This is a genomic window from Bradyrhizobium barranii subsp. apii, assembly GCF_011516635.5.
In the GTDB taxonomy this organism is placed as follows: domain Bacteria; phylum Pseudomonadota; class Alphaproteobacteria; order Rhizobiales; family Xanthobacteraceae; genus Bradyrhizobium; species Bradyrhizobium barranii.
The window spans coordinates 6,425,815-6,440,506 of sequence record NZ_CP096255.1 but is presented as its reverse complement, the minus strand read 5'-3'; the positions used below and the strand labels follow the sequence as shown (position 1 = coordinate 6,440,506).

Below are 14,692 nucleotides of genomic sequence, written 5' to 3'. Positions count from 1 at the left end.
GCAGGCCGCTCCGGCAAAGGGATGGACGCAAATGCGGATCGCCCACGGACCTTGAGCAGTTCTATTTCGAGTGACTGCCGGTGGCCACCGGGATATGCTCGGTCCCGTGCTATTGCAGAGGCAAAATTGATCAACGGTAGCGTCCCTTTTTTGAGCCCGCGCGAGAAGCGCATCTTGCGGCGTCTAGCCCGAGGCTACTCTGATCGTGCCATTGCGGTTCAGATCGGCGGAAGACCAGAACAAGTTGGCGAACAGCGGAAACGCCTGCTGCAGAAACTGCAAATCAGTTCCCAGTCTGAAATTGCAGAAGCCGCCGCGCAGTGGGCGTCTTGGCCATCTTACAAATTTACTACGGCCGTCGACGAGCTGCAGCATAGCGAGAACGGCGGCTGCGAACCGCCGTCCTGAACTTCGGCTGCATGATTGTCGAGAATTGGTTGCAGTTGCAGGACCGCTATCGCGCGTCGCCACGTATTAATAGGCGCAAATATAGTTTCCGTACGCATCGTAGCAACTGCGGCGGTACGCAGCAGCGCCAACGGCAGCCGCGCCTACCGCTGCCGCTCCGACACCGTAGCCGCGATAGCCGCCCCGATAGCCGTAGCCCCGGTAGCCTGCGCCGCGCACTGCAACAGCGCCGCCGCCTCGCGGTCCTCGAACTGCGACCGCACCGCCGCGGTAACCGCCGCCACCCCGATAGGCACCTCCGCCGCGCCGAGCCTCGGCATCATCGGGGATCAAGCAGGCGATGAGCAAAACGAAAGCGGCAAGAGGAGCGAGAATATAGCGGAGCATGACAGAAACCCTTCTATGAAGTCCTTAAGTGCGGATTCCGACGAAGCCGGCCATGCATTCCAATTCGAAGCCGGCCGGGTATTCCGATCTGAAGCCAGCCACCCGTGGCGTCGTTCGCATGGGTCAATTTCATGATGTCGTCGAGGGCTGGGAAGGTCAAGAGACCGGTTGATCTTGAGCGGGTTGCTTCTGCTTCCTGAGGCTCTCTCCTTTGAGTTCGATGCGGTAGGCATTGTGGACGAGGCGATCGAGAATCGCGTCGGCGATGGTGGGGTTGCCGATGATTTCGTACCAGCGATCGACGGGCAGCTGGCTGGTGACGATAATCGAGCGGGCTTCGTATCGATCCTCGACGATTTCGAGCAAATCACGGCGCTGGTCGGCGTCGAGAGGTTCTGGTCCCCAGTCGTCCAGGATCAGCAGATCAAGTCGTGCGATCGCCCGCAGCATCTTGGTATAGCGGCCATCGGCGCGGCCGAGTGCGAGAGCGGCGAAGAGACGCGGCACACGATGGTAGGCAACTGAGAAGTCGTCTCGGCAAGCCTTGTTGCCGAGGGCACAAGCGAGCCAGCTCTTGCCGACGCCGCACGGCCCGGTAACAAGGAGATTATGTCGTGCCCGGATCCAGTCGCCAGCGGCGAGTTTTAGAAAGAGCGTGCGGTCGAGGCCGCGGATAGCGCGGTAATCGACATCCTCGACGCAGGCGGCATGACGCAGCTTGGCGGCTCGAGCTCTGCTTTCGAACCGCTTTTGCTGGCGCAGCGTTTTCTCGTGTTCCAGGAGCAACGCCAGCCATTCGGCGTGTTCGAGGCTGCGCGCTTCGGACTGGGCATCGAGGTCCTTGAAGCCTTTGGCCATACCGTGGAGACCAAGGCTATGCAGCAGGTCGAGGGTGGGATGGGTGAGCATGCTGGATAATCCTTTCAATGGAAGTAACCGGGGCCGCGCAGATTGGGATGTTCGATGATCGCGTCCTCGGTATCGCGAGAACTGCGTTCGAGCTTGTTGGCGATGATGGAGGCGATGCTCTTGTAGGTCAGTGCGCTGACCGCGACCGCGCGGGCCGCGATCAGCTCGGCGCGTTCGGGATCAATATCCTTGAACAGCCGAAGCACGCCGAGACAGGTCCGGAATCCCTGTTCGGGATGAGGCCGATTGGCCAGGATGGCGAGAACGAGCCCCTCGGTGTTGGGCCCGATCGACCGCCCCCAGCGCCGGAATCGATCGGGAGTCCACTCGGCGTAACGCCGATGCGCACTGGGCATGTGATCGGGATCAGTGCCGTGCCGGCGGCCGCCATAACGGCGCTGGTGAGCAGCAACACGCAAACCCCGATGGAACAACTCGATGGTCCGGGTGGTGGCGCGAACGTCGACCTGCTCCCGGATCAGGCCGTGTGGAACTGAGTAGAAGAAGCCGTCGACCTCGACGTGATAATCGAGCGAGACGCGGGCCAGGAGCCATTCCGCGAACTGATAGTCGGCATCCGGCAACGGCGCCAGGACAGGCATCTCGACGGTCTCGAACAATTGTCGGCGGCTGACGCCGATCCGGCGCATGACGTGGGCGTTGATGCGCTCCAGCGCGGCGGCGATTGCCGCATTCGCCTCAGCCAGCGAGAAGAAGGTCTGCCGGCGAAGCCGCCCGAGGATATAGGTCTGGGCAAAACGCACTCCGGCTTCCACTTTTGCCTTATCCCGGGGCTTTCTTGGCCGTGCCGGAAGGATGCCAACGCCGTAATGGGACGCCATCATCCCGTAGCTGCGATTGATTTCGGGGTCGTAGAACGACGCCCGGTGCACGCCGGACTTCAGATTGTCAGGGACGACGAGGCGTGGCACCCCGCCAAAGAACCGGAACATTCGGACATGAGCCTCGATCCAGTCCGGAAGTGTCTGCGTCCAGGTCGCCTCGGCGTAGGTGTAATTCGAGGCGCCAAGCACGGCGACGAAGATCTCCGCGTCGCGCACAACCCCGGTTGCGCGATCAACGATCATGATCTTCTTGCCGGAGTAATCGACAAAGACCTTGTCGCCGGCCGGATGGTCCTGCCGCATCGTCGGAGACAGCCGCCGCTCGAATTCCCGGAATAAATCGCAGAACCGGCTGTAGCCATAACCTTCCGGATGGACCGCCCGGTACTCCTCCCACAGCACCATCAGATTGACGCCAGGCCGCTTCAGCTCACAGGCCAGCGAGGCCCAATCCGGCTCCCGGCGCCGGCGGAAGCCGCGCCTGACGCCGGCATGGGCAAACAGACGTTGTTCAAGAACGGCGTCGGTCAGATCGCCCGCCAAAGGCCACGCCAGCCCGGCAGTCGAGGCACGCTTGAGATTGTCCTGGATCGTGCTGCGCGCCACCCCGAGCGTGCGCCCGATCTCCCGGGCGCTCACCCCATCACGGGCAAGCCGCAGCATCTGTCGTATCTGTCGCATGGTCAGTTCTCTCTTGGCCGGCATCCGCTTCCCCTCGTGGATCAACGAGGGACTTGATGCCTGAAGGACTGACCCAAACGAAAACGCCGACTTCCAAAACCCGGCCGGCTTCAAATCGGAATGCCGGCCGGTTTCATTTCGGAATCGTGGCCGGCTTCAAATCGGAACGATGGCCGGCTTCAAGTCGGAATACCCGGCCGGAATAAATCGGAATCCGCATCACCATGCGGGGTGACGGGTCGATACATTGTTTTCAGTCACGTGACGAGATTGCGCGGTTTTTCCAAGGAGTGGCCGACATCTACCGACGCGAAGGGGCCGAAAGTGGAACTCTGCACGATGTAGTGGCTGTTCCTATAGGCGAACGCAGTGCTCTCGGAACTGTAACGTGGAAAAACCTCCGACCGGATGGAAGCGTCACAAGGCAATGGCGGCAGTCGTACAACCTTGTTCGCTCCCCCGACGGCTGGCGCATCCTTGCTACGACATTTCACCTAAGCGGGGTACCGAGCTAGTGATTTCCGCTTTGGGTCAAAAGCTGGGGTCAGCCCAACCATCGTGTGACGTCCGCTTTCCCGTAGACAGCCGACATCGCGACGCCTCTTGCGCTGGTCGGCTGGCGTGATTCTGCTCAACCAAAAGCGGTCATGTGTCGATCTCGGTTCTGAAGATGAATGGAGCTCGATGAGATGTTTCGCATTTTATGGCACAGGTAACCCTTGCGCGCCGGTTTCGCCGAGCGCACTCTTGCAGAGCGCTTTCACAAGAACTACGGAGGGTGCGATCATGCCACGGGTCAAGCAAGCTTCGAAGCAGAAGCGCACAGCCAAAGCCGCCACCGTGAAGGTGCTAGGTGCGGCCGGACTGGGTCTTTCGCTGGCGAGTAGCGCATCCGCATCCACGATGCCCGCTACCGGTATCCCGCAATCCAACACCTCGCCAAATCAGCGCTTCTTTCTTGGCGAAGAGGAAATGGCCGACGTCAGTCTGGCCACGTTCCATCTTTTCGATAGAGAAAACTTTGGCGGCGGCGTGCAGCTAGCGCGGGGGTGCGGTGGTTGCGGGTGCGGCCATGGTGGCGGGGGGTGCGGCGGCGGCCGAGGTTGCGGCGGCGGCGGGTTTGTTGGCGGCCGAGGTTGCGGTGGTGGTGGGTTTGTTGGCATCCGAGGTTGCGGTGGTGGCGGGCTCGTTGGCATTCGAGGTTGCGGTGGTAGCGGGTTCGTTGGCATCCGAGGTTGCGGTGGCTTCCGTGGTTGCCGTGGCTTCCGTGGTTGCGGTTGCGGCGGCTGCGGGTTCAGCATCGGATTCTATGACGACATCGGGTTCGATGACTGGGGGTATGGTGGCTGGGGGTTCGGTGGTTGCGCGGGTTGCTGCGGATCCTGGGGAGCGTGCCGCTTGTGCTAAGTCCCACCAAGGACTCTGCTAAGCTGCGATCAGCCTCTCGCTGGTTACGAGTTTAAGGTCGACTTCGGGTCAAAATGCGAAGAACTCAGAGCGAGCAAATCCAGTCCGCACCGCCTCGCTAAGCGGACCTCCTTGAGCGGTGTCGTCACTTCGCTGATGGGCCAACATCGGACTTCCCAAGAATACATGACGCAAAGTGATTGTCAGCCGAAGCCGGGGCATCTCCGTTCCTTGGGCCAGAGATGCTACCTGCTGCTGACAGTATGCTGTCAGTAGCACAGCGATACAGTCCTCCCGAACTTATAGGGGGAGATAAAGCTGTGAAGTTGTCTTCAACACGCCTGATCTCCGCTGATATCAAGGCTCTCGTCAACCTCTACGAGGTTTGGGCCAGCGTTGGCGCGACCCTTCATCTCTGGCGGCAGCGTTATCGCGATCGCCGGGAGCTCGCGCGCTGGACCGAGCCCGACCTGCACGATATCGGCGTCTCCCGGAGCGACATCGCGCACGAACTCGAAAAGCCGTTTTGGCGGGCCTAGCGACGGCAGCCGCGCCGGTACCGGGTTAACGGGATTCGAGGTTTAGCCGCCCCCATAAGGTGCTGCCTGCACGTTCCCGAACCTGTTGAAGTTGTTCTCCGGATTATACCCGGAATCGCGCAGGTTCTTGATGTACATCTCGCGGTCGTTGGAATTACCTGGGCCCACAGCATATGGGCTCAGCCCCCTCGACCCCTCGCTCGGCGCCGGCGCAGGCGACGCGCGGCCATGATGGGTCCTCTGTGCGGCCAAAGCGCCAGAAGTAGAAATTGCGAGAATTGCAACGATGACAAGAATGCTTTTGGCCATAGATCAGCTCTTCGATAATCCACGGGACTGGCATGACCGGCACTCGTCGGCCATGGTCGAGGGATGATTGCCATACCGTACCAGGGGCTCGCCCTGGCACCCGTACCCGCGCCCTTCCGCCCAAGCAGGCGGCGCAAGCGCGGCAATCGCCAGTAGTCTGGTCTTTTCGTGGCTGGCGATTTCTGATCACTATACGATGGGGACGACCGCTCTGTCTGGCAACACGAGGTCCTTCAAACTAGCGCGAGGACCGGTCGAGCGTAAGCGTAGCGCCGAGGCCCGTCTGATTGTTTGTGCGGAGTCTTGAGAGCACCGTTAGAAGAGTCATCTTCTGGAAGGGTGCTCACAATGGACGACCATTCTGACGACATAAGACGACCGTTGTCACCGCGTATTGAAGTGTTCGCTGGCGCAGGTCGAAAGCGCTGGCCGGATGATTTGAAGGCGCAGATTGCGGCGGAAAGCCTCGAACCGGGGGCGGTTGTAACAGACGTCGCTCGTCGCCATGGCTGCCGGCCCCAGCAGGTGCATGATTGGCGGCGCCGGGCGCGTTTGGGCCAGTTGGTATTGCCGGCGTCGGCGGACACGCTGTCGTTCGTGCCGGTGGTGTCGGAATTAGCGTTGCCTGCGGCCGCAGAGCCCTCCGGTTCGCCGGAAGCAGCCATTGTTACGGTTGAGTTCCAGGGCGCGCGCGTGGAGGTGCGCGGGGCGCCTGGCCTTGCTGCGTTGAGCGATGTGTTCATTGCGCTGCGACGGACACGTTCATGCTGACGATGCCGGCGAGCCTCATGATCTACGTGGCGACGCAACCTGTGGACTTCAGGAAGGGTGCAGAGGGCTTGGCGCTGCTGGCGAAGGATACGCTGGGCCATGACCCGATGAAGGGCGTGGCGGTGGTGTTCCGTGCGAAGCGCGCCGATCGGGTGAAGATCGTCGTCTGGGATGGCAGCGGCCTTGTGATGTACTGGAAGCGGCTCGATGGCAGCGGCTTCAAATGGCCACCCATCGTGGCCGGTGTGATGCGGATGAATGGGGCCCAGCTGTCAGCACTGCTGGCCGGCATGGATTGGACGCGCATGCACGCGCCTCGGATCCCGCAGCCGAAAGCGCTTGCGTAAAAATGCAAATCATCGCTGCATCGTGACGCGAAGCATGGCAAGCTCGGGCCAATGAGTGATTTGCCTGATGAGCTACCGAGCGATCCAGCCGAGTTGCGTGCCTTTGCCGCGGCTCTGCTGGATCGCTGCGCCCGGCTCGAGCGGTTGCTCAAGCTTGCGAAAGATGCGCAGTTCGGTCGGTCCTCGGAAAAGCTGGACGCTGATCAGCTGCAGCTTGTTCTGGAGGATATCGATCAGGCCGTTGCGGCTCTCGAAGCCGCCGAGAATCGTGCCAATCCCAAAACAGGCGAGAAGAGAGCTGCCGCGCGCAGAGCCAACCGTGGTCAGCTGCCGGAGCATTTGCCGCGCGTCATCGAGACTATGATGCCGGCCGAGAGCTGCTGCCCGTCTTGTAAGGGCAACCTCTTCGAGATTGGTCAGGATGAGAGCCAGAGGCTCGACGTCGTTCCGGCGCAGTATCGCGTCATCATCACCCGCCGTCCCAAGCTGGCCTGCCGCGCCTGTCATGGCGTCGTCCTGCAGCACGCGGCTCCCGAGCGATTGATCAGGGGAGGATTGCCCACCGAGCGGCTGGTCGCGCATGTGATCGATGCCAAGTATCACTGGCATTTGCCGCTTTACCGCCAGGCGCAGATGCTGGCGACGCACGGAATAGCGCTGGATCGTTCCACGCTCGCCTTCTGGGTCGGCTATGCCGCCCAGGAATTGAAGCCCGTGTGGCATCGTCTGCGCCAGCTTCTGCTCGCCTCCTCGAAGCTCTGTGTCGATGAGACCCCGGCGCCGGTGCTGGATCCGGGGCGCGGCAGAACAAAAACCGGCTACTTCTGGGCGCTGTCACGCGATGACAGGCCTTGGGCCGGACCTGATCCGCCTGGGGTAGTCTATGCCTATGCACCGGGCCGCGGCGCCGTTCATGGCTTGCGGCTGCTGGAGGGCTATCGCGGCATCATCCACTGCGACGGCTATCAGGCTTACAAGACCATGACCCGAGAGACGCGTGCGGACGCCCTGTCCGGGACGCTCGCCTTCTGCTGGTCGCATCTGCGGCGCCAGTTTGCATATTTCAGTGATCGTGAGCAGCGATTTCGCGCGATCATGAGCGCCGAATTCAGACGATCGTGAGCAGCCTCGCTCCGGCCGAGGCGGTGATAGGGTCAGCGTTCTGGCTGCTCGTCAAGGGTGATGGTTTTGGCGTTGCGTTTTCGCATGCTTTCGCCAGCAAGCTGGAGGCGGTGAGCGTTGTGGACGAGGCGATCCAGAATCGCGTCGCCTAGCGTGGGATCTCCGATAACTTCGTGCCATGTGTCCACAGGGAGTTGGCTGGTTACGATGGTGGAGGAGCGGCCATGGCGATCGTCAAGGATTTCCAGTAGATCGCGCCGCTCGGCAGCGGTGAGCACCGACAATCCCCAATCATCCAAAATCAGAACCTGGGCGCGGCCAAGGGTTTTGAGCAAGCGGGCATAACGTCCATCGCCCCGCGCGAGCCCCAACGCTTCGAACAATCTTGGGACGCGGTGATAGAGGACCGAGCGATTATCTCGGCAGGCCTTGTGGCCGAGGGCACAGGCTAACCAACTTTTGCCCAATCCGGTCGCCCCGGTTATGAGCAAATTCTCGTGGCGATCGATCCAGTCGCCGCTGGCGAGCTTGGCGAAGACGGCCCGGTCGATACCCCGCGGCGTGCGCAAATCGACGTCCTCCACGCAGGCATTCTGGCGGAGCGAGGCCAGCTTGAGGCGCGTGGTGAGCCGCCTGGTGTCGCGTTCCGCCGCTTCCCGGTCGACCAGCAGGCCGATGCGATCTTCGAACGGCAAGGCTTCGAGATCAGGCGATCGTCGCTGCTCCTCGAAGGCCTTGGCCATGCCGCTCAAGCCGAGCTCGATCAGGCGTTCGTGGGTGGGATGGTTGAGCATACAGGTCTCCTTGGCTTCAGTGAAAATAATCGCGGCCGCGGATGTTGCCGTGGCGCAGGGGTTGGTGTTCGGAGGGCTCGTCGAGAAAGGTACGATCCAGACCGTTCTGGAGGATGGAGCGGATCGAGGCGACGGATCGCGCCTTGATCAGAATGCCGCGCCGGCAGGCCGCTTCGACGCGCTCCGCGCTGTAGCTTTTGACCAGTGACAGAATGCCGAGGCAGGTGCGAAAGCCTTGCTCGGGATGCGGCCGGGCCGCGATCACGGCCTGGAAGAAGGCGGCGGTCGACGGACCGATCCGCTCGCCGGCGACGATCACTCCGGCGGGCGTCCATTGACCGTAGCGCCGATGGGCGCTGGGCATATGGTCGGCGATGGTGGTGTGGCCCCGCCGGTTGGGCGCGCGGGCGTGGCTGGCGATCCTGCGGCCGTTGTGGAAGATCTCGACCGTTCTGTCATCGATGCGTGCGTCGACAAGCTCACGGATGAGCCGATACGGCGCGGAATACCAGTGTCCATCGATCTCGATATGATAGTCGGGGCCGATCCGGCATCGCTTCCAGCGTGCGAAAGCGTAAGCCTGGTCCGGCAGCTTTGTAAGCTTGGGCTTGTCGAGCTCGGCGAACAGTTCGGCGCGACTGGCGCCAAAGTCGCGCATCTGCCTTGCATTGAGTTCGACGACGAGTGTTTTGATGGCTGCGTTCAGCTCCGCCAACGAAAAGAAGCGTTGGTTGCGCAGCCGCGCCAGAATCCATCGCTGGGCGACTTGCACCGCAACTTCGACCTTTGCCTTATCTTTTGGGCGCCGCGGCCGGGCTGCGAGAATGGCCGTGCCGTAATGGCTCGCCATCTCGGCATAGGTTCGGTTGAGGCCGGGATCGTGGCGGTCGGGATTGGTGACGGCGGCCTTGAGATTGTCGCAGACTACGAATGTCGGCACGCCGCCGAGGAAGGCGAAAAGATTGATGTGGACCCGGATCCAGTCGGCGAGCCCCTCGCTTGGACAGGCCTCGGCATAGGTATAGTTGGAGGCGCCCATCGCCGCGACGAACAGCTTCATCGACTGCACTTCCCCGTTTGAGGGATCGATGACGTCGATGGTGTCGCCGGCGAAATCCACGAAAACCTTCTCGCCGCCCAGATGCGTCTGCCGCATCGAAGGCCGGGCTCGCCCCTTCCAGGCCTCGTACGTCGTGCAGAACCAGGTGTAGCCGAAGCCATCGGGATGGGTGGCGCGATACTCGTCCCACAGCAGCCGACGGGTCACGTTGCGTCGGCGCAGCTCCTTGTCGACATAGCCCCAGTCGGGAACGGCCCGCTGGGGGCTCTGCGACGCAGGCCTCGGCGCCGGGAAAAGCAGCAGCTCCAGGTCCTCGTCGCTCATTCCGGCCGGCAACGGCCAGTTCAGCCCGGCAGCCCCGGCTCGGCGTAGATAGCTGTGCACGGCGCCGTTGCTGATGCCCAAGGTGCGCGCGATGGCTCGCTCCGGCAAGCCTTGAACATGTTTTAAGCGGAGAACCTCTTTGATCCGGCGCATCGACAATCTCTGGGTGGGCATCGGCCTTCCTCGTTCACTGACGAGGCAGTTCCTAAGCCGGTTGAGTTGTCGGCCGAAGCGGGCTGAGTTGCTGAAAAGCTGCTCACGATCCCGCGAAATCCGTGCTCACGATCGTCTGAAATCTCTGCTCACGATCCCCTGAAATCCGTGCTCACGATCCCGCGAAACATGCAGCCAGTTTGTGAAGATCGAGCGGGAGGCTGCGCCTGCGCCAGCTCCGGTTGCCCGCGAGGCTCTTGAGCGCATCGCCCAGCTTTACGCGGTCGAGAAGGCCCTCCGCGGCCGATCTGCGGACGAGCGCCGTGCTGGCCGACAAGCGCATACCCGGCCTCTGGTTGCAGCCTTGAAGCAGTGGTTTGAGGCCAAGCTCGATCACCTTGCGCAGAAGAGCGACACGGCGAAGGCTTTGCGCTATGCACTACGTCATTGGGACGGCCTGACGCTCTATCTTGATGATGGGCGCATCGAAATGGACACGAATGCTGTCGAGCGTGCGATGCGACCGATCAAGCTCAACGCCAAGAACTCTCTTTTTGCCGGTTGCGACGAAGGCGCCGGGAATTGGGCATTGCTGGCTTCGCTCATTGAGACCTGTAAGCTCAATGGCGTCAGTGCCGAGCACTGGCTCGCTGACGTTCTCGCCAAGCTCGTCAATGGTTGGCCTGCAGCGCGACTGGACGAACTGCTTCCCTGGGCGTCGACCTATACGATGCATACACGCGATCCGAGGCTGGCGGCATGAGCCTGAACACGACCGCGGTCCGGATCAAGGTGACCCTCAAGGATGTGAAGCCGGAGGTGATGCGTCGCCTTGTCGTACCCGTCACCCTGCGCCTTGATCGGCTGCATCTGACGCTTCAGGAGGCATTCGGCTGGACGAACAGTCACCTCTTCGAGTTCTTTGCTGGTGAGGCACATTGGGGGATTCCCGACCCCGACAATGATTACGGTCACCAGCCCATGGATGCCCGCAAAGCGCGGCTGTGCGATATCGTTCGCGAGACCGGCGCCAAGACGATCCACTATCTCTATGACTTCGGCGACAGCTGGGACCATGTGATCAAGCTCGAAAAATGGTTCGAGAACACCACGACGGAGGGGCTTCCCTTCCTGCTCGAGGCCGCCGGTCGTTGTCCTCCGGAAGACGTCGGCGGTGCGCCAGGCTATGCCGAATACCTCGCCGCCATCAGCGACCCCGCCCATCCCGAGCACGGACACATGCGCCTCTGGGGCCCGGAGCGGTTCGATCCCAACGTCGTCGACCGGAAGGCACTCGAAGCCGCCGTCAACGCGTTGTCCGACACAAGGAAGCCGCGGCGACGCGCCACGCGAACAAAATAGGCGTCAAGCGCCATTCAAAAGGGCCGCAGAGCTACGCTTACGGTCGAGCCTAAGCCCAATGCCTGCGCGGCGAACGGGTGGTCCGGTCTGGGTCAAAAGGCGACCTTCGGTCGCGGCTGATTTAGGTCCGTTCAACCCTCAACAGCGGACATCGGAACACTGCTGCCGCAGGTCCGAAAAGTGCCATAAGCTGCCATTGAAGACGAAGGCACAGTTTTTTCTCGATCCTGACCGGCATTCTTCCCGATGTCCTAAAGTCTATCTTGGTTGAAAAGACACGAGAGGCAGCGAAATGCTACCGGCACCAATCACTTGTTGCTTCTACCGTTGTCGCGGACTCTGCCTTCAGACTTGGATCGTCGCGACTTTCGCAATCATGATGGCCTCCGCTCCACTGCAAGCCTCAACAGCACCAAAAACGTCAGCGTGCGGATACCTCGCTGGTCTAATTGATAAGGCACCGCCATCAGGGCCGTTGTTCCTGCCCAGCTATCCGACCGTCGAATCGGGGCCTCTGCATGGCGCCGCCTACCTCTATGACAATGCGGTAGCCGCCATCGCGTTGGTCGGTTGCGGTGAGCAAGACAAAGCGTATCGGATTGGCTCGGCGCTTCTCTGGGCCATCGACAACGACCGCACCTGGCATGATGGACGGCTCCGGAACGCTTACGCCGCGGGCGTGGTGGGGAATGGCCCCGTCAAACTTCCGGGGTGGTGGGACAATACTCAGAACAAATGGTTAGAGGATCGATATCAGGTGGGCAGCGATGTTGGTAACATGGCATGGGCCATGTTGGCGTTGCTGTCGCTTGATGATCTGAACGCCGGCTCTCGGTTCCGCGATGGTGCAGCACGGCTTGGCGCCTGGGTCGCGCAATGGGCCGATACGCGCGGTACTGGCGGTTTCACGGGTGGTACGTTTGGGCACGAACCGACGCCGGAAGTGCGGACGTGGAAATCGACTGAACATAATACTGACCTCGCCGCCGCGTTTGGCCTTCTTGCGATCCGTACAGGGGATTCGCGCTGGCGCGATAAGGCAACGGTCGCTGAGTACTTCGTAAATACGATGTGGGATCCGGCATGCGCCTGTTTCGCCGCAGGTACCGCTGAAGACGGTGTCACGCACAATCCGATTTTGGCTCTCGATGCTCAGGTCTGGCCTTTAATAGCGCTCCACGGAGCGGTCGAGAAATTTGCATCGGCAATTACGACCGCCGAACAGCGAATGAGTGTCGATGAGGGCTTTTCTTACGGTGAAGACCGAGACGGTGTGTGGACCGAAGGAACGGGCCAAATGGCTCTCTTGATGAAATTGCTCGGCAGGACTGGGAGAGCAGACTCGTTGATCGCTGTAGTCGAATCCCAGAGGTCGCCGGATGGTGGGTTCTATGCCACAACTGCCCGCGAGTTACCGACCGGGTTCGTGTTGGACACCGATCCGACCAAACCGCGGCTCTATTTCCGATTGTCACATCTTGGCGCAGCTTCGTGGGCTGCCCTCGCGGAACGTGGGTTCAATCCCTTTACGGTGACAAAAGGACTCCCGTAGTTGAGTCGCGGTGCTTCTCGTCCGTTTCGGTCTGTTTTGATTTCGATATGTCCGTTCCGGGTCACAAGCCGACATCTGAGCAAAGACTACAAAGCGTCCGCTTTGGGCCAATAACGGAAGTCGCGATTGGACAACAGGTCTGCTGCCATGGGCGGCAATAAGTATCGTACGTGAAGTGGTTCACAAATGGACGGTTCAGACCGCGATAGGCTAAGCAGGCTCTTCGTGCGCCAGTGGGATCAGCGGATTCGAGATCGAATATCGACGTCCACCGCTCCGTCGCACGTATCGTATTTCGCAATGCTGGCTCTATGAACTGTCAAGTTTGGTTCGATGGCATTCTGTGCGGCCGAGAGCCCAAGAATGACCAATCTCTTCACGCAATTCAGAAAGTTGATTGGAGAATAAGCCACACGAAAAATCAGATGGAGGATCCGATGGTAAAGAGAGCGATTGCGCTCGGCGGAGGCGGTCCGGCAGCAGGATTGCACATCGGGGTTCTGGAAGCCCTTGCCAACGAAGATATAAGGTTTGACGTGTGGGCTTTGTCCTGCATCGGCGCTTGGGTTGGGATCGTCTACAATCAGTTTGATGGAGTTGAAAACAAAGCCAGGGCGGAAAAGACCTATCAATTCTTCAAGAATGGCGTGTTTCGAGACGACGAAGGCTATAAGCGCTTCCCCATAAACACCGTGTTTGGTCCAGATTGGGCAGGAAGCATGAGCAGGGCTCTGACCAGCTTCGTCATGGATCCCAAGAACTATCTGCATTTATGGGGCCCATCGACCATGGTGAATGCCTTCAGGGATTCTATGTCGCTCTGGTTCCCTCAACAGAAGTTCACGATCCCGGACGACGGAGACATCAACAGATGGATCCTTAATCAGGTCCTGGCACCCAATCCCTTCGTTCGCTATCTCACGTCAATGATGTACTTGTCCCATGTCACTGGCCTCTCCAAGATCAACTATCCGAATAGCCAGTTCATGAAGAGCATAAAGTTCGAAGCGCTCAAAGAGCCTGGAAAGCCCGTCATATTTCACAACGCCTGGAATCTTGATGACCATAAGCTCGCGTTGTTTTCCAACCGACCAATGATCCAGCAAGCCGACAAGAAAGAGTACAAAGGGCCAATCAGCGCGTCCAGCCTATGTGCGTGCTCAGCTCTTCCCTTCATCGAAGAAACAGTTGAGATCGACGGAGTTACGTACTGCGAAGGAGCGCTGATCGACACGGTCAACTTCGAGAGCTTGCTCGAGGAGCACCGTGATCTGGACGAAATATGGGTGAGCAGGATCGTCGATTCGAAGCAGGTCCGCAAACCGAAAGACCTTCATGATGCCCTGGCGAATCTTTGCCAATTATTCGCAGCGACCGTTGGCGAAGACGACGTCAGGATCTTCAAATATCACGTGCAGTACGACGAACCCAAATGGGAAGGCATAATCGTCGAGATCCAGGTGCCGGGGCACATCAATTTCAAATGGAATCACAGCAACCTCTATAACGGGCGAGTGTTGGGAAGAGCCGCTGCGGAACAAGCAATCAAGAGGTATCACGCACATGCAGACCTCGACCCGCATGAAGGGCCGCACTTCATAAATGAGCATCCAGAGAAGAACGACAAGGAGGGATGGCAAAAGGTGAAAGATACGTATCGCAAATGCCAAGAGCGAGCGGATGCCTAGTGCCAAAGGCAAGTAGCTCTGCGACCGCTGAACC

The 14,692-nt window shown here is 60.3% G+C and carries 11 protein-coding genes and 2 pseudogenes; 9 read left to right on the top strand and 4 right to left on the bottom strand.

Annotated elements, in window-relative coordinates; translation table 11 throughout:
- Window positions 1-126 precede the first annotated feature (126 nt).
- On the top strand, window positions 127-408 hold the full coding sequence (locus HAP41_RS30755) for a response regulator transcription factor (protein WP_166093133.1): 282 nt from the start codon (window positions 127-129) through the stop codon (window positions 406-408).
- A 543-nt stretch (window positions 409-951) separates the two neighbouring features.
- On the opposite strand, the gene istB (HAP41_RS30750) is transcribed toward HAP41_RS30755, so the two are convergent.
- Together istB (HAP41_RS30750) and istA (HAP41_RS30745) are read right to left on the bottom strand one after the other, a co-directional pair.
- On the bottom strand, window positions 952-1,704 hold the full coding sequence (gene istB, locus HAP41_RS30750; protein ID WP_166057122.1) for an IS21-like element helper ATPase IstB: 753 nt from the start codon (window positions 1,702-1,704) through the stop codon (window positions 952-954).
- A 14-nt stretch (window positions 1,705-1,718) separates the two neighbouring features.
- On the bottom strand, window positions 1,719-3,230 hold the full coding sequence (istA, locus tag HAP41_RS30745; protein WP_166105319.1) for an IS21 family transposase: 1,512 nt from the start codon (window positions 3,228-3,230) through the stop codon (window positions 1,719-1,721).
- Between the two features lie 1,727 nt (window positions 3,231-4,957).
- On the opposite strand from istA (HAP41_RS30745), the gene HAP41_RS30740 reads away from it, so the two are divergent.
- The 4 genes and pseudogenes from HAP41_RS30740 to tnpC all read left to right on the top strand — a co-directional run.
- Window positions 4,958-5,176, top strand: a complete 219-nt coding sequence (locus HAP41_RS30740; protein ID WP_414643248.1) for a DUF1127 domain-containing protein — start codon at window positions 4,958-4,960, stop codon at window positions 5,174-5,176.
- 657 nt (window positions 5,177-5,833) lie between these two features.
- Entirely contained in the window at window positions 5,834-6,256 is a 423-nt protein-coding gene (gene tnpA / locus HAP41_RS30735) for an IS66-like element accessory protein TnpA (RefSeq protein WP_166055731.1), read from the top strand.
- On the top strand, window positions 6,250-6,603 hold the full coding sequence (tnpB, locus tag HAP41_RS30730; protein ID WP_166065968.1) for an IS66 family insertion sequence element accessory protein TnpB: 354 nt from the start codon (window positions 6,250-6,252) through the stop codon (window positions 6,601-6,603). Before tnpA ends, tnpB begins: the two co-directional genes overlap by 7 nt.
- A gap of 51 nt (window positions 6,604-6,654) precedes the next feature.
- A pseudogene (gene tnpC, locus HAP41_RS30725) lies at window positions 6,655-7,659 on the top strand (IS66 family transposase); the annotation flags it as partial.
- A 98-nt stretch (window positions 7,660-7,757) separates the two neighbouring features.
- On the opposite strand, the gene istB (HAP41_RS30720) reads toward tnpC, so the two are convergent.
- On the bottom strand, window positions 7,758-8,519 hold the full coding sequence (gene istB, locus HAP41_RS30720) for an IS21-like element helper ATPase IstB (RefSeq protein ID WP_166063422.1): 762 nt from the start codon (window positions 8,517-8,519) through the stop codon (window positions 7,758-7,760).
- A gap of 16 nt (window positions 8,520-8,535) precedes the next feature.
- The gene (istA, locus tag HAP41_RS30715) at window positions 8,536-10,077 is read right to left on the bottom strand and encodes an IS21 family transposase (protein ID WP_166065845.1); all 1,542 of its coding nucleotides are present in this window, start codon (window positions 10,075-10,077) and stop codon (window positions 8,536-8,538) included.
- Between the two features lie 175 nt (window positions 10,078-10,252).
- On the opposite strand from istA (HAP41_RS30715), the pseudogene HAP41_RS30710 reads away from it, so the two are divergent.
- The 4 genes and pseudogenes from HAP41_RS30710 to HAP41_RS30695 form a co-directional block, all read left to right on the top strand.
- Window positions 10,253-10,819 (top strand): annotated as a pseudogene (locus tag HAP41_RS30710) (IS66 family transposase); the annotation flags it as partial.
- Complete coding sequence (locus HAP41_RS30705) at window positions 10,816-11,418, top strand: plasmid pRiA4b ORF-3 family protein (protein ID WP_166055583.1); 603 nt, start codon at window positions 10,816-10,818, stop codon at window positions 11,416-11,418. The pseudogene HAP41_RS30710 and the gene HAP41_RS30705, both read left to right, overlap by 4 nt.
- Before the next feature lie 475 nt (window positions 11,419-11,893).
- Window positions 11,894-12,970 carry a hypothetical protein gene (locus HAP41_RS30700; RefSeq protein WP_166093160.1) on the top strand — a complete coding sequence of 359 codons (1,077 nt, stop codon included), beginning with the start codon at window positions 11,894-11,896 and terminating at the stop codon, window positions 12,968-12,970.
- A gap of 425 nt (window positions 12,971-13,395) precedes the next feature.
- Window positions 13,396-14,658 carry a patatin-like phospholipase family protein gene (locus HAP41_RS30695; RefSeq protein WP_166093173.1) on the top strand — a complete coding sequence of 421 codons (1,263 nt, stop codon included), beginning with the start codon at window positions 13,396-13,398 and terminating at the stop codon, window positions 14,656-14,658.
- Window positions 14,659-14,692 lie beyond the last annotated feature (34 nt).